21 protein-coding genes are annotated in these 22,242 nt (G+C 49.6%); 12 read left to right on the forward strand and 9 right to left on the reverse strand.

All coding sequences use genetic code 11. The annotated features are described in order from the left end of the window. Positions 1-183 precede the first annotated feature (183 nt). Both B147_RS0110885 and B147_RS0110895 read right to left on the reverse strand, forming a co-directional pair. The gene (locus B147_RS0110885; protein WP_020587231.1) at positions 184-453 is read right to left on the reverse strand and encodes a hypothetical protein; all 270 of its coding nucleotides are present in this window, start codon (positions 451-453) and stop codon (positions 184-186) included. 535 nt (positions 454-988) lie between these two features. Beyond that, positions 989-1,678, reverse strand: a complete 690-nt coding sequence (locus B147_RS0110895; RefSeq protein ID WP_020587233.1) for a superoxide dismutase — start codon at positions 1,676-1,678, stop codon at positions 989-991. 221 nt (positions 1,679-1,899) lie between these two features. Between B147_RS0110895 and B147_RS0110905 the strand changes: the two genes are divergently transcribed. Then, the gene (locus B147_RS0110905) at positions 1,900-3,768 is read left to right on the forward strand and encodes a cation:proton antiporter (RefSeq protein WP_020587235.1); all 1,869 of its coding nucleotides are present in this window, start codon (positions 1,900-1,902) and stop codon (positions 3,766-3,768) included. Positions 3,769-3,793: 25 nt separating this feature from the next. On the opposite strand, the gene B147_RS0110910 is transcribed toward B147_RS0110905, so the two are convergent. Next, entirely contained in the window at positions 3,794-4,108 is a 315-nt protein-coding gene (locus tag B147_RS0110910) for a hypothetical protein (RefSeq protein ID WP_020587236.1), read from the reverse strand. After that, on the reverse strand, positions 4,095-4,484 hold the full coding sequence (locus B147_RS0110915; protein WP_020587237.1) for a type II toxin-antitoxin system RelE/ParE family toxin: 390 nt from the start codon (positions 4,482-4,484) through the stop codon (positions 4,095-4,097). Before B147_RS0110915 ends, B147_RS0110910 begins: the two co-directional genes overlap by 14 nt. A 396-nt stretch (positions 4,485-4,880) precedes the next feature. Between B147_RS0110915 and B147_RS0110920 the strand changes: the two genes are divergently transcribed. The 10 genes from B147_RS0110920 to B147_RS0110965 all read left to right on the forward strand — a co-directional run bounded on the left by B147_RS0110920 (position 4,881) and on the right by B147_RS0110965 (position 15,544). Next, entirely contained in the window at positions 4,881-5,651 is a 771-nt protein-coding gene (locus B147_RS0110920) for a DUF3450 domain-containing protein (protein ID WP_020587238.1), read from the forward strand. Next, positions 5,648-7,087: a MotA/TolQ/ExbB proton channel family protein gene (locus B147_RS0110925; RefSeq protein ID WP_020587239.1), complete on the forward strand. Its 1,440-nt coding sequence runs from the start codon at positions 5,648-5,650 to the stop codon at positions 7,085-7,087. The genes B147_RS0110920 and B147_RS0110925 overlap by 4 nt, the downstream gene beginning before the upstream one ends. Beyond that, entirely contained in the window at positions 7,087-7,698 is a 612-nt protein-coding gene (locus B147_RS0110930) for a MotA/TolQ/ExbB proton channel family protein (protein ID WP_020587240.1), read from the forward strand. The genes B147_RS0110925 and B147_RS0110930 overlap by 1 nt, the downstream gene beginning before the upstream one ends. An 11-nt stretch (positions 7,699-7,709) precedes the next feature. After that, positions 7,710-8,129, forward strand: coding sequence for an ExbD/TolR family protein (locus B147_RS0110935; RefSeq protein WP_020587241.1), 420 nt, complete (start codon positions 7,710-7,712; stop codon positions 8,127-8,129). After that, positions 8,126-8,809 carry an energy transducer TonB gene (locus tag B147_RS0110940; RefSeq protein WP_020587242.1) on the forward strand — a complete coding sequence of 228 codons (684 nt, stop codon included), beginning with the start codon at positions 8,126-8,128 and terminating at the stop codon, positions 8,807-8,809. Before B147_RS0110935 ends, B147_RS0110940 begins: the two co-directional genes overlap by 4 nt. An 88-nt stretch (positions 8,810-8,897) precedes the next feature. After that, the gene (locus B147_RS0110945; protein ID WP_020587243.1) at positions 8,898-10,229 is read left to right on the forward strand and encodes a tetratricopeptide repeat protein; all 1,332 of its coding nucleotides are present in this window, start codon (positions 8,898-8,900) and stop codon (positions 10,227-10,229) included. 56 nt (positions 10,230-10,285) lie between these two features. Further along, positions 10,286-12,442, forward strand: coding sequence for a TonB-dependent receptor (locus tag B147_RS0110950; RefSeq protein ID WP_020587244.1), 2,157 nt, complete (start codon positions 10,286-10,288; stop codon positions 12,440-12,442). A 111-nt stretch (positions 12,443-12,553) separates the two neighbouring features. Further along, positions 12,554-13,555: an FmdE family protein gene (locus B147_RS0110955; protein WP_020587245.1), complete on the forward strand. Its 1,002-nt coding sequence runs from the start codon at positions 12,554-12,556 to the stop codon at positions 13,553-13,555. A 326-nt stretch (positions 13,556-13,881) separates the two neighbouring features. Beyond that, entirely contained in the window at positions 13,882-14,643 is a 762-nt protein-coding gene (locus tag B147_RS0110960) for an ABC transporter ATP-binding protein (protein ID WP_020587246.1), read from the forward strand. After that, positions 14,624-15,544 (forward strand): SufB/SufD family protein, encoded by a 921-nt coding sequence (locus B147_RS0110965; RefSeq protein WP_020587247.1) that lies wholly within the window; start codon positions 14,624-14,626, stop codon positions 15,542-15,544. Before B147_RS0110960 ends, B147_RS0110965 begins: the two co-directional genes overlap by 20 nt. Before the next feature lie 262 nt (positions 15,545-15,806). Here B147_RS0110965 and B147_RS0110970 read toward each other — a convergent pair whose 3' ends face one another. The 5 genes from B147_RS0110970 to B147_RS0110990 form a co-directional block, all read right to left on the reverse strand. Further along, positions 15,807-16,505, reverse strand: coding sequence for a cytidylate kinase-like family protein (locus tag B147_RS0110970; RefSeq protein WP_020587248.1), 699 nt, complete (start codon positions 16,503-16,505; stop codon positions 15,807-15,809). Positions 16,506-16,811: 306 nt separating this feature from the next. Further along, complete coding sequence (locus B147_RS0110975) at positions 16,812-18,458, reverse strand: methyl-accepting chemotaxis protein (RefSeq protein WP_020587249.1); 1,647 nt, start codon at positions 18,456-18,458, stop codon at positions 16,812-16,814. Next, positions 18,455-19,387, reverse strand: coding sequence for a hydrogenase small subunit (locus B147_RS0110980; RefSeq protein ID WP_020587250.1), 933 nt, complete (start codon positions 19,385-19,387; stop codon positions 18,455-18,457). Before B147_RS0110980 ends, B147_RS0110975 begins: the two co-directional genes overlap by 4 nt. Positions 19,388-19,412: 25 nt before the next feature. Continuing rightward, positions 19,413-20,924 (reverse strand): nickel-dependent hydrogenase large subunit, encoded by a 1,512-nt coding sequence (locus tag B147_RS0110985; protein ID WP_020587251.1) that lies wholly within the window; start codon positions 20,922-20,924, stop codon positions 19,413-19,415. 187 nt (positions 20,925-21,111) lie between these two features. Next, positions 21,112-21,552, reverse strand: coding sequence for an MlaD family protein (locus B147_RS0110990; protein WP_020587252.1), 441 nt, complete (start codon positions 21,550-21,552; stop codon positions 21,112-21,114). A gap of 227 nt (positions 21,553-21,779) precedes the next feature. On the opposite strand from B147_RS0110990, the gene B147_RS0110995 reads away from it, so the two are divergent. Beyond that, positions 21,780-22,205, forward strand: a complete 426-nt coding sequence (locus B147_RS0110995) for an ApeP family dehydratase (protein ID WP_020587253.1) — start codon at positions 21,780-21,782, stop codon at positions 22,203-22,205. The last annotated feature ends 37 nt before the right edge of the window (positions 22,206-22,242 follow it).

The raw sequence follows: 22,242 nt of genomic DNA on the forward strand, positions 1-22,242 counted from the left end.
CTAAATAGTGATACCTTTGAACCAATTCGTCCCATAAAGGTTCCAGGTCACTCCCACAAACTTGCATCAGTTCTGCCGATGGCAATTCTTTCAATGACCCAATGAATAGATTTTTATTCTCCAAGATATCAAAATTGATCTTCACAGCTTCCTCCACAGTTCTTCATGTAGGCCGGAAGTGTATCAGATAAAAAAGACTCCGTCTATAATTTTATATGTCGCTGTCGTGTTAACAGGTTCACACAAAGCGCGTTTTTCAACGGCAGCGTTCCCGCATGTGCCGCAAAAATAAGAAGGTTTCATTTTGACGGGATTGCAAATACCTTCTGCCTGACTGCTCTTGCTACCGCAGTCGTGACACATATAAACTGCCCCTATTTTGTTCTGTGCGTTACAGATCTCGTTTTTGTCTGTGGATATTTTACCACCGGTCGTACACTGAAATTTTTTCATATCATCACCTTTTTCTTTTATCCGTCACTGACAGCCTGAATAACGGCCATGGGCCGACCTGGTCTATCAACACCCAGGCTTTAACCCACAACAAAATATGAAAGTAACTTAGCAACTTATTGGCACTTTATTATAATAAACTCTCTGTAACCCACAGAGATGTTTCAATATTCGTTGTGGGTCGAACCACGATGAAAAAATTGTTCAAACCGTGGCTCTTATAGATAAAGATATGACCAATTCAGGAGCAGTCAATATTATGAGTATATAAAAATGTCAATCAAAGCTAACAAGAATGATGAATATAAATCGTATAAGCAAAGAGTTTTAAATTCCCCAGGGAATTATCGTGGCGAACACGAAAAAAAAGAACCAGGTGCAGAGAAAGAACATTCTCTAAATGAAAATTTCAAATAGGTGTCCCCTATGTCAATGGCACCAACAAAGGGGTCCTGGAAGATGCTGCCGAAGATGGATGATACGCTTAGGAGAGATATGCCCTGCTTTATGTCGAAACAGGGCATGAATTTAGCCTCTACCCGGCCAGATTGGTTTCTGCAAATTCCCAGTTGACCAGATGTTCCAGATATGCGTCGACATAGTCCGCTCTGCGGTTCTGATAATCCAGATAATATGCATGTTCCCAGACATCAACGGTAAGGAGCGGAGTCAGCCCTTGGGCAATGGGTGTATCGGCGTTTGCAGTTTTGATGATTTTCAGCTTATCGCCGTCTTTGACCAGCCATGCCCATCCGCTGCCGAACTGGGAAAGCGCCGCAGATGCAAAGGCTTTTTTGAATTCATACAAACTTCCGAAGTCCGCTTGAATTTTTTCGGCGATGGCACCGGTAGGCTCACCGCCGCCACCCGGTTTCATACTGTGCCAATAGAAGGTGTGGTTAAAAGCCTGGGCGGCATTATTAAAAATACCCTTCTCGTCGGTGCTGCCGTAGGTTTTCTGAATAATTTCTTCGATGGGAAGATCAGCGTAGGCGGTGCCGTTAATCATACCGTTCAATTTTTTTACATAGCCGGCATGGTGCTTCCCATAATGAACAAGAACTGTCCGTTCAGAAATATATGGTTCAAGGGCATCGGCTTTGTAGGGCAAAGACTCCTGAATTTTCACCCCTCCCCCAAGGCCTTTACAGCTGACACCGGTCAGCTGAAACAGTGCAAGGGCACCCGCACCGGCTGAAAGTTTTAAAAATTTTCTTCTGTCCATTCACCCTCCTTTTCTAAGTTTTGAAATGAGTATTTCGATTTCTTTGGTGCTGTCTTTTCAGGCGTACGTTTCGGAATGCTGCGCATTGATTCTGCACATTGGGGTCAGTTTAGGCTCTCGGCTTTGGCCTTGTCAATGAAAACCTGTTGGGTTACATTGAGCGGCGAACCATATGGAGTTCAGATGGATACAAAGCAACTTATAATAACGGCTAAAAACAGATGAATGAACATACGCTCATACAGATTTCCGGGATACTGGTCGCAGCCACCGCCTGTCAATGGTTGGCCTGGCGCGTAAAAATTCCGGGAATTGTTTTTCTTCTGATCACCGGCATCCTGGCCGGCCCTGTGCTGGGACTTTTGAACCCCGAAAAAATGATGGGGGATCTTTTTTTCCCCTTTGTGTCCATGTCCGTGGCCCTGATTCTGTTTGAGGGCAGCCTGACATTGAATTTTGCAGAAATTCGAGGGCTTCATATCGTAGTTCGAAACATGGTATCCTACGGTATGCTGGTCACCTGGATCATCACGGCCCTGGCCGCCCGCCTGGGGTTGGGACTGTCCTGGCAAATCAGCGTGCTTCTGGGGGCCATCACATCTGTGAGCGGCCCCACTGTGATCGTACCCATGCTGCGAACGGTCCGGCCCAACCATAACATCGCCAATATCCTCAGGTGGGAAGGCATCATTGTGGATCCCATCGGTGCAGCCATGGCGGTTCTGGCCTATGAATTCATCATATCCGGATCAGCCCAGCAGGCCATGGGCCATACCACACTTGTGTTTGTCCGGCTGGTGGCCACGGGCTCGGCCATTGGCGTGGTCTGCGGCTACGGGTTTGGTATGGCCATACGCAAACATTGGATCCCAGAATTCATGCACAACCTGTTTGCCCTCTCCCTGGTTCTTGGCGCGTTTGTATTTTCCAATTATCTGCAGCATGAATCGGGCCTGGTAACAGTCACCGTCATGGGCATTTGGCTGGCCAACATGAAGGATGTGCCCATTGGGGATATTCTTGATTTCAAGGAAAACATCAGTATTCTGCTGATTTCCGTCCTCTTTATTATGCTGGCCGCAAGGCTCTGTATTGATGAACTCATGGCCCTGGGCTGGGGGATGAGTTTTCTATTCATCGCCATTCAATTTCTGGCCCGTCCCATGAACATCATGGTGTCCAGCATCGGCTCCAGCCTTACCTGGCCGGAACGGCATATGCTGGCCTGGATTGCCCCGCGTGGAATCGTGGCAGCAGCCATTTCGGCCTTGTTCGCCACCCAGCTACAGAAGGAAGGCTGCCCGGATGCCGGGGTCCTGGTGCCCCTGACCTTTTTTATTATTATTTCCACGGTCATCGTGCAAAGCGTTACGGCACGTCCCATTGCCCTGTGGCTTAAGGTGGCCGAACCCACGCCCAACGGCTTTGTCATCTTCGGAGCCAATCAACTGGCGCGTGCCATTGGAAAAGCCTTAATGGATCTGGGGTTTCAGGTTCAACTGGCCGATACCGGGTGGGATCAGGTAATGAAGGCCAAAAACGAAGGGCTGCCCACATATTTCGGCAATCCCGTGTCGGAACATGCGGACCGGCATATTCAGCTGGTCGGCATCCGCGGAGTGCTCGCCCTGTTTCCCCATGAAGCGGCCAACCTGGCGGTAGCCATTCATTATCGTCTGGAACTGGGGGCGGATGAAATTTATATTCTGCCCTCCCGCATGGAAAATGACCGGTTGAGTGCCGATCGGATGTCCATCCAGAACCATGGAAAAATTCTGTTTGGAAAAACAGCCTCATATCCGGCTATGGCCACCGATCTGGCCCGGGGGGGACAGATTATCACCACAAAACTGACAGAAAAATTCACCTTGGAACAGTTCACGGAAAAGCACGGCTCAAAGGCCCTGCTCTTATTTGCCGTGGACAAAACCAACCGGCTTCACGTGTATGCCCACGACAGCCAAATCGTTCCCGAGCCCGGGTGGTCGCTGGTGTATATGCTGAAAGACGATACGGACAATCATTCAAAAACTGGAGGAGATAAACACATCACCAATCCCGAGCGTTTAAAAAAGGGATACAGTGTCTGAATTCAACTCATTGAATCGTTGGGTTTTATCCGGCAACGCCGGAATTCATTTCTTTGGAAAACCTTGGGCAGCGTGAAGTCACCTCGGATGCATCCATCCCGAAATGGTTGAGAAGCCGGACGACCTGTAACGGCCGGCAGTGATCACCCGCCTCAAGCGCCTCAAACTCAGCCGGATCAATACCCAGCAACGCCAATATTTCATCCCGGGTGTCTTCATTTTGAGCCATCCGGGCCACCACATTCATCGTTGCGGTACAAATGTGACATTCCTTATGATAAAGGGATAAAAAAGACTTATTCGTAAATTTTTCTTCCAGCAGTTCTTTAAAAAAGAGCACGGCTGATCTTCTCCAGTTTTTTTTCAGATACCCGGGACAAAAACTCATCCCGGTAAGCGATGACCTGATCAATATATTTTTCAGGCACTCTACGGGTGTTTTTGAAAAACACCTCATACAATACGATGAATTTCTGATAGCAAAAAAAATAGAGGACCCGGATTCGATCCTGGGACAGGGTAAACCGAAGTTCGTGAACCCCATCATGCAGCACATCAGCATAGGGTCTCGGCAGGGTTGGGCCATGCTCTTCCAACAGTCCCAGCAACCTTAGCAGCTTCACCTGATGCTTCTCAGGACGAGAATTGATAAAGTCCGTAACCGGACAAGCGTGCTCCTTACCATCGCAAAAAAGAACTCTCCATTTTGGTTTCATATTCTATCCCTTATCCCACATACCGCGCCTTGGCGCCGGTCCTTTCTTCAACTATATCTAAATGATCAGTGTCATAGGATAGGAATATACTTTTTGTCAAGAAAAGCATAAAGGATAAATAAAAAGGGACTTGATTCTAAAATTTAAGTATCAGCTATCAGTAAAACCCTCTTCAGATCACGCCTTGACAACAAAAAATCGATATGCTTTAAAGAGCAAACCGCGTCAAGAAGGCGCATGCGATAAAGCACTATATTAGTACTCATAAAATTAACTGAAGCCAAGAAGGTAGACGTGTCGAGATTTTGGACACAACGATCCTTTTTGGCTTTTTTATTTTCTATCTAATTCGTTTTAACTGAAAAGATCAGTTGAAATGAAAACACGGAGAAGAAGATGAACAAAGGCAAATTTGCCATGCAGGCCTTTTTAATACTTACAATGTCATGGTCCTATGATGCCCTGGCAGGGGATGTGAAAAAAAAGATCGAAGCCCCTGTGCATGAGGCGGTGGGAATTGAACGGAGAACTCAAGTCCAGGAGGTCCAGTGGCGCACTGAAAGAGAAAAAAAAGCATTGGAGTTTGAAGCCCTGGAAAAAGAACTGGCCATGGTTAAACAGGAACGAAACACTGAAACTGCCCGGAGAACGGCCCTGATTTCAAACATAAGCCAACAAACAAAGCAGCTGGCGGATATTGCCGATATTGAGGCCCAGATGTCTCCATTTCTTTGCGAGTTATTAGACAAAATCAAAAAATTAAACGCCCAAGATCTGCCTTTTTTACAGGCGGAGCGCGAAAAAAGGATTCAGGCCCTTGAAGAATTAAACGCTGATCCGCAAGTCCCGGTGAGCGAAAAATTCAGAAAATTGATGGAGGCCCTTTTGGTGGAAACCGAATACGGCACAACCATTGAAGTCTACCAGCAGACGATCCCCCTTTCCGGGGAAGAGACCCTGGCCAACATCTTCCGACTGGGTCGCTTGCGCCTTTTTTATCAAACCCTGGACAAACAGCAATGCGGATTCTTCAACCCGGCCCAGAAGGTATGGCAACCCCTGGAGAACATATACCTTAAAGCCATTCAGGCCGCCATAGACATGGGTTCCAAGCGCAAGCCCGTTGAGATTTTAACCCTGCCCTTAGGAAGGATCGTGGTCCAATGAAACGCACCCCTCAGTATACAATCATCGCTGCGGTTCTGGGTGTCATGCTGCTTTTCAGCCAGCCGGCATGGGCAAAGGATATGCGGGAAATCCGCATCGAAACCCGGAAAATTGAAGAGTCCATGAAACAAAAGGCGGCAGCAGAACTGTCTGCCGCCCAAAAGGCGGCCAGTGAAAGCCGCCGGCAGATTCTAGCGGACAGGTCCCGGTTGAACCGGGCCATTGCGGATTTAAAGCAGCGGATTACGGCTGTTAATGTTGAACTCAAAGCTCTTAAATCTGAAAATGAAGGGCTGGCCACCCAGGAGAGCCAACTGGCCGCAAAACTGGATGACGCCCAGGGCACGATCCAGGAATTGTCCGGTGTCATCCGCATGAACGCCAAAGACATCCGTTCCCTTCTGGATGACAGTTTTCTCACCGGGGTGTACCACCCGGATACCCAGTTTTTATCCACAATGACAGATAGTTCAGTCATTCCCGGGATGGCTCAGATTAAAGCCATGTCTGATCTGCTTTTTGACCAGATTGACCAAGGCGGATCCGTCAGCCTGGAAACCGGCACAATCGTCAATCGCAAAGGAAAAGCCCAGGAGAGCAAAATCCTGATCATCGGGGCGTTTACAGGGGCATACCGAACGGGCGGGGAATCCGGATTTCTCAACTATGCCCATGGAGAGAAAAAACTGTATGCCCTGTCCAAACTGCCGACCTCGGCCATGCAGAAACAGCTTACCCGGTATATGGAAGGTAAAAGTGATGCCGTGCCCATGGACATTTCCAGGGGTGGGGCATTGAACCAACTGATTCACGATTTAAGCCTGATGGACCAGATTCCCAAGGGCGGTCCCATTGTCTGGCCTATTATAGCCATTCTGGCATTGGGCGCGTTGATCACTCTGGAACGGATCTTTTTCATTTTACGCCGGAGAATCAGCCTTGAAACCGTGTGCAGTAAAATTGAAACCCAGGCCGGAGACCAAAACTGGAATGCGTGTGCCGCAACCTGCGACCAATACAGTAAAAATCCGGTTATCCGGGTCATCCGTTCGGGGGTTGACAGCCGTGACCTTCCCCGGGAAGACATGGAAAATGCGGTCCAGGAAGCCATTCTTAAAGAAATCCCCCCCATGGAACGGTTTTTGTCCACCATGGGCATGCTGGCAGCCATTGCGCCCCTGTTAGGGCTGTTGGGAACCGTTACCGGCATGATCGATACCTTCCATGTCATCACCATGCACGGCACAGGCGATCCGCGAATGATGTCCGGCGGCATTTCCGAGGCCCTGGTGACCACCATGTTGGGCCTGTCCGTGGCCATTCCCATCATGCTCTCCCACACCCTTTTGAGCCGGTCCGTGGAAAATAGTGTGGGAATGATGGAAGAAAAGGCCATGGCATTGATCAATATCGTCCAAAAATTCAAGGGGGCCTGATGCCGGAGTTTCTTCGGGAGAACCTTGAGCTCATGACAGACCTGATCCGGGCCGGCGGCGTGGTCATGGTGCCCCTGGTCATCTTAAGTCTTGTCATGTGGCTGCTGATTCTCGAACGGGCCTTTTTTTTCAGGCGGCTCTACAAAAAAAACATGAACAGCAGCACCGCCCTCTCCCTGGTCCGTGAAAACACCCTGCCCGACCCCAAAGTATACCGCGGGGCCGTCAGTCTCCTCGTCACGGAGTTCATTCAAAACCGCTCCGGCTCCGCCCAACTGGACCGCCACCTTCTGGATGCGGCAGTGGCCCGGATCAACCGGCGGATGACCCGGTCCCTGTCAGTGATCGGGGTCCTGGCAGCCATGGCCCCGCTCATGGGACTGCTCGGCACCGTCACCGGCATGATCACCACCTTTGACGTTCTGGCCATATTCGGCACAGGCAATGCCAAAGCCATGGCCGGCGGTATCTCAGAATCCCTCATCACCACCCAGACAGGTCTTATTGTGGCCATTCCGGGACTTTACATGAAAGGGTTTCTGGACCGGCGGGCCGAACATTTAAGCCAACGCATCCAGCGGATGGGCTTATACCTGAAAAGACATCTATAGGAGATCAATCCATGTTAAACGTTTCAACAAGCAGAAAACATAAAAAAAGCGCGGTGGAGCTGAACATGGCACCGCTCATTGATATGGTATTTATCCTGTTGATTTTTTTCCTTGTCACCACAAGCTTTGTCAAGGAAACCGGCATTGATGTCACCCGGCCCACCGCATCAACCGCAACCACCCAATCCAAAGCCACCATCCTCATTGCCGTGGACAGCCAGAACCGGGTTTTTATGGATCACCGGGAGATCGATATCCGGGCGGTCAGAGCCAATACCGAACGGGCCCTGGCCGAAAATCCCGAGGGGGCCGTGGTGGTGGTGGCGGACCAGACATCCGACACCGGTGTGGCCATCCAGGTCATGGACGGCTGCCGCCTGGCAGGCGCCTCTAATGTATCTTTGGCGGCAGCCCTTCCGGAGGGGCAATGAAAACCGTGGCACATCCCCTTGACCTGGCAGGCGGATGGCGGCCCTGGGCCGTGGCGTTGGCCGGTACCCTGGCCCTGAATCTGGTGCTTTTTTCCGTCATTCCCAACCTGATGAAGCCCCAGGAGACTCTCCCCCAGGTGGGCCCCATGATTCAACAAATCCAGCTCACCCGGCTGCGGCGTTCAACCATTGAACCGGAAAAGAAAAAAAAGACGCCCCCGCCCAAGGCCCAACCGCAAAAGCAATCGGTCAAACCCAGGATGAACCGGCAAACCACCCGGTCTCTTTCCATGCCCTTTGAGATCAATCCCCGGCTGCCCCAGGGGCCGGCCACCATTGCCGTGCCCGAAGTGATGTCAACATCCCTGGACACCCTCGGCCTTGACACGCTTTTTGATTCCGGAGACCTGGATCAGCCCCTGACGGTGATTTCCAGGGTTCCGCCGGTGTATCCCTTCCGGGCTAAGGCCAAGGCCATTGAAGGCTGGGTATCTGTGGAATTCACGGTAAATGAACAGGGCCGTGTGGAGGACATAAAAATCCTGGATGCAGAACCCCAAAAAATATTTGACGACAGCGTGATGCAGTGCGTTGCGGCTTGGCGGTTCAAACCCGGCCGGGTCAACCGGGAAATTGTAAAGACCCGGGCCAGGACACGCATCCGTTTTGAATTAAATTAACGCCCCTTGGGCGAGCTGTTAGCTGATAGCTGATAGCTGACAGCTATCAGGAAATGAAATTTCCTATGCTATTAAATTGAGGTGTTTCATGAATCCGAATTTAAAAACCGTCATCGTTATTCTGGCATTTGCTGCCACGACCTTCTTCCCGCCGGCAAAGGCCCTGGCCCAAGGAAATCAAGAAATGCCTGTGGCTGTTCAGCGTCTGCTGATCAACGTCAGGAAAGCCATGGACAAAAATGATTATGCCGCTGCTGTCAAGCTCATCCAGGCGGACCAGGCCAAATCAAAAAGCAACGCCCCGTGCAGCCATCCCATTGTCTGCCTGGCCCTGGGTAATTGCTTTTTGATGCAAAAACAAGTGGGCCATGCCGAATCGGCATATCTGACGGCCTTATCCCTGGACAAAAATTATCTGGATGCCCAGGTTAACCTGGCCAAGGTGTATACGGACACCAACCGGAACGCCAAGGCTGGCGAGGCATTTTTGGCCGCCTATCAACTATCTGATCCCCAAAATCCCAAATACCTGTACTACGCTGCAGTTATGGCGCTCACCGACGGCAAAACCCAGACCGCGATCCGCAGATTCGAATCTTTATTTTCCGCTCACCCGGGCCAGGTTACCCGGCAATGGCGGGAAAACTATGCCAATGCCCTGGTAACAGCCCAGCAATGGAAAAAAGCCGCGCCTGTGATCAGGGGCCTGATTGTCCAATCCAAGGGAGAATCCCGGATTAAATGGCAGGAGGCTCTCCTGCAGATTTACCTGACCATTAACGACACCGGCAAAGCCCTGGACCTTGCCGGCACCCTGAGCCGGCAGGCTCCGTCCGAAGCCAGGTGGTGGAAGGCCCTGGTTCATATCCGCCTGGCCAGGGGAGAGTATGCCAACGCCTTTGAGGATTTGATCATCTACAGCTTTATAAGCCCGCTGACCCGGCAGGAAAAAAAACTGTTTGCAGACCTAAGCCTGCAGTTGAACGTCCCTGCCCGGGCCGCCCGTATATATGAAACCCTGCTTACCGGTTCCAACGAAAAAAAGTCATCCCCAAATCAAAACAGGCAGATAATCAACCGGCTGGTTTGTGCCTACCGCCAAATGGGCCGGGGAGACAAGGCCCTGGCAGTGCTCAACCGATTTGATCCCCAGGCCGGGAATCCGGAACTTCTGCTGCTGAAAGGCGATGTCCTGTACGAAACAAAAAATTATAAGGCGGCGGATAAGGCGTTCAGAACCGCTGCCCGGAAAAATTGTTCCCAAAAGGGGCAGGCCTGGCTGATGGCCGGGTATGCGGCCTGGCAGTATAACGATCTTGTTGGCAGCCGCAGCGCGTTTGAACAGGCAGCACAATATAAACGCCAGCGCAAGGATGCCCTGGCTGCCATTGCCCAGCTCAACAGAAGCAGTCAGATGTAACGTTAACCTATTAAACGACCGGTGATGTGCCGGGAAACAAAAAGAAGGAGGCGGTGTTGAAAAATCACTTACTGAAAGGCTGCACGTTTGCAGCCACCCTGATGTTGTTCCTCTGTTGTATAAGCCCTTTGGAGGCGGATGAAAAAAAAGCTGACGAAGACACGGCCAACCCAAAAGTTCAGGAAATAGAAGAGATGGTTGTGGAAGACGAAGCCCGGGTCCAAGGGTATAAAACAACACCGTCCCAGACCACCATTGAACTTGAAAATATCACATTCATCGGAGAGCCCACCTTTTTGCTGGATGCAATCAAAACCAATGCCATGGTGGATTTCAGAGGCGCATCAGACCTGGACCCCGGGGTGGACAGCGTCTATTTGAACGGCTTCAGCGCCAAACGGTTCGTCACGGCCATGGACGGCGTGACCCTTCAAAAAACCGGCGGCCGAAAATCAAGCAACATTGTGGACTGGGCCCAACTGCCCGCGTTTTTGCTGGAGTCCGTTGAAATCCTTCCCGGCCCCCATTCGGCCCTGTATGATGCCAAAAGTATCGGCGGGGTATTAAACATGAAAACAAAAACACCCAAAGAATACGAGACCCGGGTGCCGCAATTGACGTATACAACGGGATACCGGTCATATGACACTTTTTCCAACACAGCCGTTATCCAGGGTGGGGTGGAAAAATTTATTTACGATATTGCATACCAGAATTATATGACCGACGGGTATCTGCGCAACAGTGAAACCGAAACCAACATCGGATTCGGACGCCTGGGATTTATACTCCCCGGGGATGGCTACATCACCTTTTCAGCTTCCTTATCAGACATTGACCGGGATTCACCGGTCAACAATCCCGGTTTGACACAAGACGATGAAACAGACTTCGATTCCGGGTACCCCGAGGTAACGGGCAGTGTCTGGGATCCTTGTCAGGACCCCACCTGGGACAGCACGGCCGAAACGTACCGTTTCAATTACGCACAGACCTTGGGGCTCAACCGAATCTCTGCCGGCGCCTATTACGGGGAGGAGACCCGGGACCGAGCCTATTTGGAATGGATAGACGCCGAAGACAGATCCAAAGGAACCGTACCAACCTCCATGGAAACGGACTGGTGGCAGCAAGGCGGAAAAATCATGGACGAAATCAAATGGGCCGGGGGTGAGACCACCGTTGGTGTCGACTTTACCCAGCTGTTTGATGAGGGTGTGGACGACAGCAAAACAGAGAGAGTTCGCAAAAAAGGCGTCTTTGTCCAGCATAAACTCGGCATTATTCCCCATGTGGACATGACCCTGGGGCTGCGGTACGAGGATGTCAACACCTGGGTCAGCAACTGGTCCAACGGCAATCTGCACAATGCATATTACGGCAAATATGTGAAACGGGACTTTGACCAGATCATCCCCAAATCCATGACAACCTGGCATATGGACCATTTAGGCGCCTGGTTCCGGGACACCACTCTTTCCGCCGGTATCAGTAAAATCTGGCACGCCCCGGACTACCACGGTGATTACAACCCCCAGGGACGGCCTGCCGGTATTACCCTGGACCCGGAACACGGGATGGGATATGACCTGATTTTAAACCGCAGGCTTTGGGGCAACATTAACCTGAAAGCCGGCTATGCGTTTTACGACATCAAGGATTTCATCGCCACCAACAGCAGCTTTGCCCAATATTCAGGCCCCACTGCCGGGGCGCTGCGGTACAGTGACTATAAAGTCAACCTGGAGGAGGTCTACCGTCATGGCACCACCCTTGAGCTGTCAGGCAATATCACGCCGGAACTCTCGTTTTATCTGAGTTGGGCCTGGCAAAAATTTGAAAACCAAGGGGATGAGCCGGCCGGGGAAACCGAACTGGACCAACGGGCCGAGCACCAGGTCGGGATTGGACTGCGCTATGCCTTTAACGAAAAAGCAACCCTGATGCTGGATTACACCTACCAGAGCGATGAAACCACAGAGGTCTCCGAAGAAATTGCCGATGATGTCTATAATTTTCACACGGTGGATATCCCGGCCCACAGTGTGGTGGACATTGGTTTTGAGTATAAATGTTTTGAACAGCTTGGCTGGCTGAAAAACGGCACCGCAAACGTCTATGTAAAGAACCTGCTGGACGAAGACTATTATGACAGCACGGGGTATCCCGCCACAGACCGGACAGTTGGCGTCACATTCACCATCAAAATATAGTGGACACCCGGTGTGTCAACGGAGAATATGTGCCGGCCGCCCACTTAAAACATACGCCCCCGGAACATCCGGGGGAATCACCCCACCATTTACAGGAAAGGAAACTTTCGCATGAAACGCTCTTTTGTTATTTTCTGTACCGCTTTAATCTTTGTTTTTACTGCAGCCCAGGGTTTTGCGGCAATGCCCTCCATTACACCCGTAATTGAAAAGGCCATGACCACCCTGCAGGTCATCCAGGCAGATCGAAATTTTCTGGTACTAACCAACGCAACGGCCGTCATGACGGACGGGAAATCAAGCCTGCCCATTCTGGAACAGGTTCAGGAGGCCACCGGTGCCATAGTAGGAAAGGGCAATCTGCTCTTTTTCCAGCGGGCACAGGATGCGCCTTTGCGCATCATGCTCTTCAAAAAATCGGACAGAAGCGCTGTAATCATCAGTGCAGACAACTCAAAATGGGCTGTCGACACCCTTGATTTTGCCCCCAAAACCGTTTCAGATCCCAATTTCTGGAAAGATGCCAAAGATAAATATGCGGCAGGCAAAGATCTCTTCACCCTGGCGACCCTGGCAAATGCCTGGGCCGAAGGGGCACCCTACGATTTTCTAAAATCCGCCGAACTTCACAACCACATCTGCCCCGGTCTGACCTCGGGCTATCTTATGGCCCATTTTATCCTGGATCACTACCCCCTGGGAAAAGGCCAGAAGTACACAATTATCAGCAGTCCGGTCTGGTGCAAGGAAGACGCCTTCCAGGTGGTCATGGACCAGACCCCGGGCAAAAGAGGTCTGGTAGTAAAACCTTTATCCGAAGAACAAAAAGAAAAAATCTCCATCCCCAATCCGGCAGGCATGGTCCTGATCTGGGATCAAAAACTCAAAAAAGGCAAAGGGGTTGCACTCAGCTTTGATTTTAACACGCTCAAAGGGCTCTACCCAAAGGAGACACCCAAGGCTGCGTCTATTCTGTATACCGCCTCATATCTGTCATCACCGGACAAATTTGTGTCTGTTGCAAAAGAATTTGATCTGGATGAAACCATGTTCAACGCAATACGAGAAGCAGGCGGCAACCCGTGGGAGCCGGCAGGCCTGACAACGCCTTAAATGTTACGTTATTGTGTTGTTATGCCTATGGTATGGCTGAATATTAGCCCCCCACCTTAAAAAACACCATCATAAAACGGCTATAATACAAAATTGTTTCATAGCCGTTTTTTTGACACAGATATGCCGCCGTTCCAACTCCTGCCCACTCAAATAAAAGACAATATTTTATCTTTTATTTTAAATGGTTACGATTAAATAATCATTTCACCCCTTATCTTTTAAAATTTCGGCATTATTTTTGCGATACATTTAATGTACAAAATAGATTGACCAAGTTAATTACGCATTCGCTTTTAATTAATTATCAGCAAGAGAGGAAAAGGATGCTGGAACTTAAAGATATATATTTTACCGTCCCTGACGAAGAAGCAGGCAACGGCCATGCCGAAAAAACCATCCTTAACGGCATCAGCTTTACCTTTGAAAAAGGAAAATTTTACGCCATTACCGGCCCCAACGGCGGCGGAAAAACCACCTTGGCCAAAACCATTATGGGGATAAACAAAGCAACCCGGGGACAGATCATATACAAGGGCAAAGATATCACGGATATGAGCATCACCGAACGAGCCAGAGAAGGGATCGCTTATGGGTTTCAGCAGTCCGCCCGGTTCAAGGGGGTGACCTTCAGGGACTTGCTGGCCATTGCCGCCGGTACCGATGACGAAGGAAAACTGATGGATATCCTGGCCCGGGTGGGATTCTGCTCCCTGGATTTTCTTGACAAGCCTGTGGATTCCAAGCTGTCCGGCGGCGAGATAAAAAAAATCGAACTTGCCACCACCATTGCCCGCAATCCCGGCCTGGCGATCTATGATGAACCGGACACGGGCATAGATCTTTGGACCATTGATCCCATGGTTGCGCTGATCAAGCGACAGATCACGGACAATGGGACAGCCACCATTGTGGTCAGTCATAACAAGGCCTTCCTCGAAGCAGCAGACTGTTTACTGCTCATAAGGCAGGGCCAGATTGCCTATACCGGTGATCTGGAAGGTGCCATGCCGCTGCTGGGCGACTTAAGTGTTTGCGGATACACAGATGTATGTGAAGGAGAGATTGATGCTAGATGCTATAGATAAAAATTTATTAAAGGCTGTGGCGGACCTGGACGGTATTCCTCTGGGCGCATTCAATATCCGAAAAAACGGACAACTTTTGTCACGTAATGTGTCGGACAATATCAACATCGAACCCAATGAAGACAACACCGGTATTGTGGTGACCGTCAAACCGGGCGTGACCAATGAATCGGTGCATATCCCGGTGATACTCAGCCAGGCCGGTCTGCATGACGTAGTATACAACACCTTTATCATTGGGGAAGGCGCCGATGTCACCATTGTTGCCGGATGCGGCATCCACTGCGCAGGCAGCAAGAATGAAGGCCATGAAGGCATCCATGAATTCCGGGTGGGCAAAAATGCCACCATCCGCTACCAGGAGAAACACGTTGCCACAGGTGACGGAAAAGGCAAACGAAGCCTGAATCCCACCACAAAGGTATATCTGGACGAAAACGCCGTGGTGGAGATGGAACTGACCCAGATCGGCGGCGTGGACGAGGCAAAACGGGTGAATGAAGCGGAACTGGCCGCGGGCAGTTCTCTTTTTGTCACAGAACGGATCTTGACCGAAGGACACCAGATCGCCGTTTCGGAAAACAATATTGTTCTCAAGGGAGATGACAGTAAGACAAACCTGGTCTCCCGATCCGTGATCAAAGAAAATTCCAAACAGGATTTCTACGCCAACGTGGAAGCAAGGGCCAAAAGTTTTGGCCATATCGAATGTGACGCCATCATCATGGACAACGGTGTGAATGAGACGGTACCCGCTCTGCGTGCCCTGCACCCGGACGCAGAGTTAACCCATGAAGCATCCATCGGGAAAATCGCCAATGATCAATTGATCAAACTGATGAGCTTGGGGCTCACTTACGATGAAGCCGTGGACAGAATCATCAGAGGTTTTTTAAAATAACAGCCATGGGCTGACCTGGTCTATCAGCACCCAGACTCAGCCCACAACAAAGATAAAAAGAATCCAGTTAGTTGCTGGAGACTTTCTTATAAAACGGCAATGGCGGTGCTGACGGCGTCTTTAGGAATGAGACCGGAATAATTTAACCTTAGGGGTAAGACGTAAAGGGGATTGGAATTTTTTCAATCCCCTACACTATAAACGCCGGTGTTTCACGGATTCTCAGGCCAGACAAGCACTTAGCGTCTCTATACGAAACAATCTAAGCCAAAGCCGCTTGGATAATGCTGATCACCTTTTCCACGGACAGGGTGCCCGTATTTAAAACCAGGTCGTAGTTTGCCGGGTCCTGGGAATCGGCATTAAAATACCGCCTGATATAGGCGGTCCTGTTGGCATCGGTGCTGACCATCATTTTCTGGGCATCTTCCGCATTCAGCCCTTCGGCCTGCTGTACCACCTTCCGGCGCATGTCATCAGGGGCAACGAGTCTCACCCTTAGGGCGTTAATGTCTTTTAAGGCAAAGTTGCCTCCTCTTCCTAGAATAACGGCATTGCCGTGGCTGCCGATTGTATTGAGCACCCGAAGCAAAATTTTTGAATACTCGTCCGGCCAGAGATGGTGTCTGTGGACCAGCGCGGCAACCAGGTCCTCCACAATATTCATTTTCTTCTCATCAAGGGTGTCAAGCAGAGTCTTAGCCCCATCAGTTTCAACCAGAGTCTTAGCCCTATCAGAAGAATCCCGGGTCTCCTTGACCATACCTTCAAGGATTTCATGGTGAAATAGGTCAAAGCCCAACGCCTTGGCAAGCGCTTCAGCCACCTCCTGTCCACGGCTTCCACGTTCCCTCGAAATGGTAATCACATTGCAGGCATCCCCCGGGCTTACACCCTGCTTCTTTTGCCTTTCCCACCGTTTTACCTGCTCATCAATAATTTTATGAATGGACCTGTTCATGGAAACCTCCTTTCCCGGGCATACCGGGGTTAATTAGATCTACACATTCGTGCTTGGCTTTAATTTCACCCAGAAAGCCTATAAATTTTGACGGATCAACTTGGATATATTTGTATTTTATCAAACTTAATCTTTCATTTTATGAAATGACTAATAATGGGCGAAAATAGAACCAAGAACCACGCCCCTACATCCTAATGACTACTATACATATAATAATCCTTGTTCAACTATAAAATCAAATCAATTCTGGTTTCAGTAATTCTAATTTTATTCTCGCACAACGCCTCAAAGGCGCACAAAAAATCAAATTTTAAATTGATCCACGGATGTTTTCAAGGTTTTGGATATCTGGCTTAGCCGGTCCGCACTGACGTTTATCTCCGAACTTCTGTCCGACATGCCAAGGGCAGCCTGGTGAACATCGTCAATATCACTTGCAATTTTTTGAACTTTTTTCGAACTTTCCATCACATTACGGGAAACTTCCTGGATTCCCGAGGCTGCCTGGCTGACATTGCCGGCAATTTCACGCGTTGTGCCGGACTGTTCTTCCACGCAGGTGGTGATGGTGTCGATCATGGAATTGACACTGTCAATGGCATTGCTGATTTCTACAATTTCAGAAATGGCCTGGCGGGTCGAATCCTGAATACGAAGGACTTTTCCCTGAATTTCATGAGTGGCATCTGCTGTTTGCTGTGCCAGGCATTTGATTTCATTGGCCACCACGGCAAAACCTTTGCCGCTTTCACCGGCACGCGCGGCTTCAATGGTCGCGTTCAAGGAGAGCAGATTGGTTTGTTCGGAAATATCGTTAATGGTTTCAACCACATCTCCGATTTCCTGGGCACTTAGCTCAAGAGTTTTAATGCTGTCGGTTGCTTTCTGGGTTTTGGAGACAGCATAGTGGCTGTTTTTGCGGGTTTCTTCAGTGTTCTTGGCGATTGCGCCAATCATGGTACTCATCTCTTCAGCCGCAGAAGAGACCATTTCAATATTATTGGAGGATTGCTCAGCCGCTGCGGCCGTTGACGTCATGTTGTCGCTTACCTCCACAGCTGCTGCGGCCACGGCATCGAACTTTTCAGTCATCATACCGACAGCATCTGACATTTTCTTTGAAATTCCAAGAAGTTCGTCTGATGAGGTGTTCTGCTTTTCGGAATTGTTTGCAATATCCCGGATAATCCCCTGCAGTTTTTCAACAAAGGTATTGAACCACTTGGAAAGCGTGCCCAGTTCATCTGCGGAAGTGATGTTTAGCCGTTTGGTCAGGTCTCCTTCGCCTTCGGCCGCATCCTTCAGTCCGCTGAGAACGCTGAAGATTGGTTTTTTGACCATTTTCTGGATGGCAATAAAAACCATGCAACTCATAATAAAAAGAAGAGTGGCTGATCCGGCAGTGGTAAAATACTTGAGTTTGGAGATAACCGTATTTAGTGCGCTAAGATCGTATGCAAGGGAGAGGATACCGCCGATTTCTCCTTTTTTCCAGGTCGGATGGCACCGGATACAGTCTGCAACAACGGGCTGGGGCCCGAAAATAACGAGCCTGTTGTCATCTTTTTGCATGATTTGCGCCTTTTCTTCCCAGATTCGGGACAACAGTCCCTCGGGAAGGGGTTCTGCCTTGTCCAGGGTATTAGACGACAAATTAACCGCGCCTTTCCGGTCATAGAGATTGACCTCAATGACCCCGTTGATTTGCTTCTGGTGAAGGAGCAGTTTTTGGAAATTTTTCATCTGGCCCCGTTCAAGCGATCCTTTCACGCCGTCTTCAAAAGAGTTGAACAAGGTGTAAACGGACTGATTGTAGGTCAGCCGCATCTGGTTATCCACAAACCGGTTTAACAGGGCGACGGAAGCAGCAAGACAGATCAACAATACAATAACCACCGTGAGAATGATTTTATAGGTGATGGAGAGTCGGCCGAACAGATGGGATTTCATAACTCTTCTCCTAAGTTTCCGGGAATGGCGGTTTCAGCGTTTCGGTAAAACGGAAACGCCTTTTTCGCTGCAAACATGGGGGATGCACAGCCGATACAAGGGGCATTGGCATCAATGCACCAGGTCTGCCCACTGTTCCACCACCGGGTGGGGCAATCTGAAAACGTGTCCGGCCCCAGACAGCCGAGTTTAAAAAGACAGCCTTTATCTCCCAGTTTTTCAGCAAAAATTTCCTGCTGAAAATCATGGTACCGGGGGCACAATTCATGGACCTTCCGGCTGAAAAAAGCAGCCGGCCGGGTATCCGTAAGTTCCGGGAGGCCTATTTTTACCAGGTGGATAATGGTTTTCCAGACCCAGTCCGGGTGCACCGGGCATCCTGGGATGGAAATCAGGAGAGGTTTTTTATTTATTGTTTTGTAAAAATCATTCAGGCTGACAGCGCCGGTCAGGTTGCCTTCAGCCGCCGGGATACCTCCGTAAGAACTGCAAGTGCCGATGGCAACAGCACCACTCATGGTTTTGGCGGCAGCACTCAGATAGTCGGCAATGGGTTTTTCGCCGATGACGCAGGCTTCGGGCATCCTTAGGGGGATGGCCCCTTCGACAGCCAGAAAATAATCCCCGGCGTCCCCTTTGATATAAGCGTCTATCAAATCCAGCACCTGTTTTCCGGATGCGGCAGACAGATCCTGATGAAAAACCAGCTTGGAATAATGGGTGATCATGGAGACCGCATCGGGCGCTTCGGCCTGCAGCAGGGATACGGAGCACCCGGTACAAGATTGTGCCTGAAGATAGATCAATTTGGGCACGGATTTTGGATCAACGGCTTTCAAAGCGGCTCTGACCGCTGACGGAAGCCCGGCAATGGGAAGGGAGGCACCGAGACAGGCAGCCAGTTTTAAAAAATCGCGTCTGTTTATCATGGGGTTTTTCCTCCGAAGTTAGACCTCAATGAACTGCACAGGCCAGGCATGGATCGAAAGAGTGCACAATCCGGTTGGCCTCGATTTGCTGCGCAGGATCTTCAACCCGGGTGCCGATAAGGGCGGACTCCAATGCGCCGGGCGTGCCTTTGTCATCTCTGGGAGAACAGTTCCATGTGGTCGGCACCACACATTCATAATGGTCGATTTTATAATTTTTGATCCGGATATAATGAAGCAGGGCGCCCCTTGATGCTTCGGTGAGGCCGAACCCTTCTCCGGTTTCCGGTATTTTTATCTCAGGTATAAATGGCGCAGACGGATTGATTTGTTCGGTCTGCTCCAGCAGGAAATCCGCAATTACGACGGCAGACACGGCGCGGCACAGGTGCCGCCCCAGGACCGAATTGAGTTGTTCCGGCCCAATGTCCGCCAGGCCGGCGAACCGGTCCACCAGCTGCTTGACGGTTTTATTGCCGTCCTGTAAATAATCCACCAATATCCTTGCCGCCGGTCCGACTTCCAGCATATGCCCGTCATACCGGGGTGCCTTTACCCAGGAATAGGCGCCTTTTTTGTGCGGAGCCGGGGTCAGGCTGCCCTGGGAGACCTTTCGGCCGGATGGGGAGCTGTATTTGGAAAATTTAACATCTTCAGTAATGGCATCTGATTTCACCGCTTCAACTTTTCCGTCAAGAAACACGCCGGGCGACAGGAGTCTGGGACTGTCCGGTTCCGGCCCAAAGGGAAGCAAGCCGTAAGACATAAAGCCGCCTTTGCTTTGGCCGATATTCCAGTATTCCGGAAATGCGCCGGCAACGGCCAGAAGATCGGGCAGATACTTGTGATGGATAAAATACTTAACGTCACGAATCAGTGCCTGATAAGACGAAATGGCGTCAATGTCGGGCGGCCGGGTGCAGCCGCCGGGAAAAATCCCCGTGGCATGGGGAAACCTGCCGCCGAAAATGGCAGAGGCCCGGTTGGCTTTTTTCTGGATTTCAAGAGATTCCACATAATGCTTTAAAGCGGTGATATTGATGTCCGTATCCGTTACATAGGTTCCGGAGAGCCGGGGCAAAAAAGGCGCTGCCGGATAGGATTCTCCGCTGCCCAGCGCGTGGTTGACCCAGTCTCTCAAATGGACCAGATCAGCATCTTTGCCGGTATAACCCGTAATAGCCGTAACATCTATAAAATCAAGGGCAGAAAGCTGATAAAAATGCAAAAGATAATCGTATAAATGGTTGGCACCCTGGATAAGGTTGTGAAGAATTCTGCCGTTTGGTGGTGTCCTAAGCCGGTAGGCTGCTTCCTGGGCATAAGAAGAGGCAATGGCATGGGCATACGGGCATACGCCGCAGATCCTCTGGGTAATCTGCTGGGCGTCAAGCGGGTCACGTCCCAAAAGGAAAATTTCAAAACCTCTGAACATTTCCCCCATGCTTTTTGCATCGGTGATGATATTGTTTTCTACTGTTGTATTAATATTGAGGTGGCCCTCAAGCCGGGTGACAGGCCCAATATCGATTTTCATGCTGTTCCTCTTTAAGTAAGCGCTTGTTCGTTTATGGTTGCCTGGTGTAACGACGATGAATCAATTATCGCCCCTTGACGGGCTGTTAGGTGTTAGGAAATGGTAATTCCTATCCTATTGAATTACTTTAATGTTTTGTCGTTGGCCGAAGCCTGGGTGTAGATAGACCAAGGACGGCCCGTGGCCGTTATTTAAAAGATTCTATTATTTTTTGGATCTCTTTTTGCGCGGCTGTTGAAAAATCTTTCAATTTATTTTTTGCTTTAAACCAGACAAGTTTCGGCTGCGATGCAAATCCGAGGATAAATGATTTCTCGGGCAGGGCCTGGGTATCCGCATCCGACACTTGAATTAAAAGAGAATTTTCATCAGCATAAAAGACAGTGTCGGTTTTAATTAAATCTTTATAATCACTGTTTATGGCTATTGTTAAAATCAGTTTATTTTCTTTGCTAAGGTCTTGATCCAGAATTTTCCCGATTTCTATGCCTTTGGAATAAATCTTCATATTTTCAATATGGGGATTCTCTTCAAATACAACGTAATAGAAATTTTTAGGCGAAAACATCGCGCTGTTTAGAAAAAAAGAGAGTGCCGCCATAAAAATAAAAATTGATTTTTTATACATGAAAACCTCTCGAACTGTTTTGTTTGGGGGAATTAAAATCGATTAATAGCGATTATCCTACAAAATCAAATGAAGAAAAACAACTAAAAATGAAGAAAGGCGCTTTGATTATGGATCAGAGCATTTTTTGTAACTTTACACTAACATAAAAAGCCGGTATAGTTTTATCCTTTTTCAGGTCAACAAAGCGAGTTAGGGTTGCAGATAATGAACAGACAGGACACAGGATGAATCCCACGGAATTTCCCATTAAAGACCTTCTTCCCCACAGGAACCGGATGCTTCTTGTTGAACGGATTCTTGAGGTGAATGAATTCTTAAGCGTGTCAAGTGCCGTGGTGGGGGATCACTGGCCCCTTGTCTGCGCGGGATCGGCAAGCCCCATTGTCATGGTGGAACTGGCTGCCCAGACCGCCGGAATCAACAACAGTATCAAGCGGTTGAAGACCCGGGGAAAAGAAGACGGCAACATGGGATGGATTGCCGGTGTTAAATCCGCTGTTTTCCATATGGATAGCCTTCCTGTGGGTGCAACCCTTATCACCCGGACCCAAAATAGCTTCGCCTTTGAAGATTTCAGGGAGGTTACCGCAACGGTAACATTAGATGAAACCGTTGCCGCAGAAATCACGTTACAACTCGTGTCGGCATAAAAAGGCCGGACCAGTTAAAAGAATCATTAGACGATGA

It is taken from the genome of Desulfobacter curvatus DSM 3379 (assembly GCF_000373985.1).
Classification (GTDB): domain Bacteria; phylum Desulfobacterota; class Desulfobacteria; order Desulfobacterales; family Desulfobacteraceae; genus Desulfobacter; species Desulfobacter curvatus.

Coding starts and splice junctions, on each gene's coding strand:
- B147_RS0110885 (WP_020587231.1), bottom strand. CDS start 453: ATGAAAAAATTTCAGTGTACGACCGGTGGTAAAATATCCACAGACAAA.
- B147_RS0110895 (WP_020587233.1), bottom strand. CDS start 1,678: ATGGACAGAAGAAAATTTTTAAAACTTTCAGCCGGTGCGGGTGCCCTT.
- B147_RS0110905 (WP_020587235.1), top strand. CDS start 1,900: ATGAATGAACATACGCTCATACAGATTTCCGGGATACTGGTCGCAGCC.
- B147_RS0110915 (WP_020587237.1), bottom strand. CDS start 4,484: ATGAAACCAAAATGGAGAGTTCTTTTTTGCGATGGTAAGGAGCACGCT.
- B147_RS0110920 (WP_020587238.1), top strand. CDS start 4,881: ATGAACAAAGGCAAATTTGCCATGCAGGCCTTTTTAATACTTACAATG.
- B147_RS0110925 (WP_020587239.1), top strand. CDS start 5,648: ATGAAACGCACCCCTCAGTATACAATCATCGCTGCGGTTCTGGGTGTC.
- B147_RS0110930 (WP_020587240.1), top strand. CDS start 7,087: ATGCCGGAGTTTCTTCGGGAGAACCTTGAGCTCATGACAGACCTGATC.
- B147_RS0110935 (WP_020587241.1), top strand. CDS start 7,710: ATGTTAAACGTTTCAACAAGCAGAAAACATAAAAAAAGCGCGGTGGAG.
- B147_RS0110940 (WP_020587242.1), top strand. CDS start 8,126: ATGAAAACCGTGGCACATCCCCTTGACCTGGCAGGCGGATGGCGGCCC.
- B147_RS0110945 (WP_020587243.1), top strand. CDS start 8,898: ATGAATCCGAATTTAAAAACCGTCATCGTTATTCTGGCATTTGCTGCC.
- B147_RS0110955 (WP_020587245.1), top strand. CDS start 12,554: ATGAAACGCTCTTTTGTTATTTTCTGTACCGCTTTAATCTTTGTTTTT.
- B147_RS0110960 (WP_020587246.1), top strand. CDS start 13,882: ATGCTGGAACTTAAAGATATATATTTTACCGTCCCTGACGAAGAAGCA.
- B147_RS0110965 (WP_020587247.1), top strand. CDS start 14,624: ATGCTAGATGCTATAGATAAAAATTTATTAAAGGCTGTGGCGGACCTG.
- B147_RS0110970 (WP_020587248.1), bottom strand. CDS start 16,505: ATGAACAGGTCCATTCATAAAATTATTGATGAGCAGGTAAAACGGTGG.
- B147_RS0110975 (WP_020587249.1), bottom strand. CDS start 18,458: ATGAAATCCCATCTGTTCGGCCGACTCTCCATCACCTATAAAATCATT.
- B147_RS0110980 (WP_020587250.1), bottom strand. CDS start 19,387: ATGATAAACAGACGCGATTTTTTAAAACTGGCTGCCTGTCTCGGTGCC.
- B147_RS0110985 (WP_020587251.1), bottom strand. CDS start 20,924: ATGAAAATCGATATTGGGCCTGTCACCCGGCTTGAGGGCCACCTCAAT.
- B147_RS0110990 (WP_020587252.1), bottom strand. CDS start 21,552: ATGTATAAAAAATCAATTTTTATTTTTATGGCGGCACTCTCTTTTTTT.
- B147_RS0110995 (WP_020587253.1), top strand. CDS start 21,780: ATGAATCCCACGGAATTTCCCATTAAAGACCTTCTTCCCCACAGGAAC.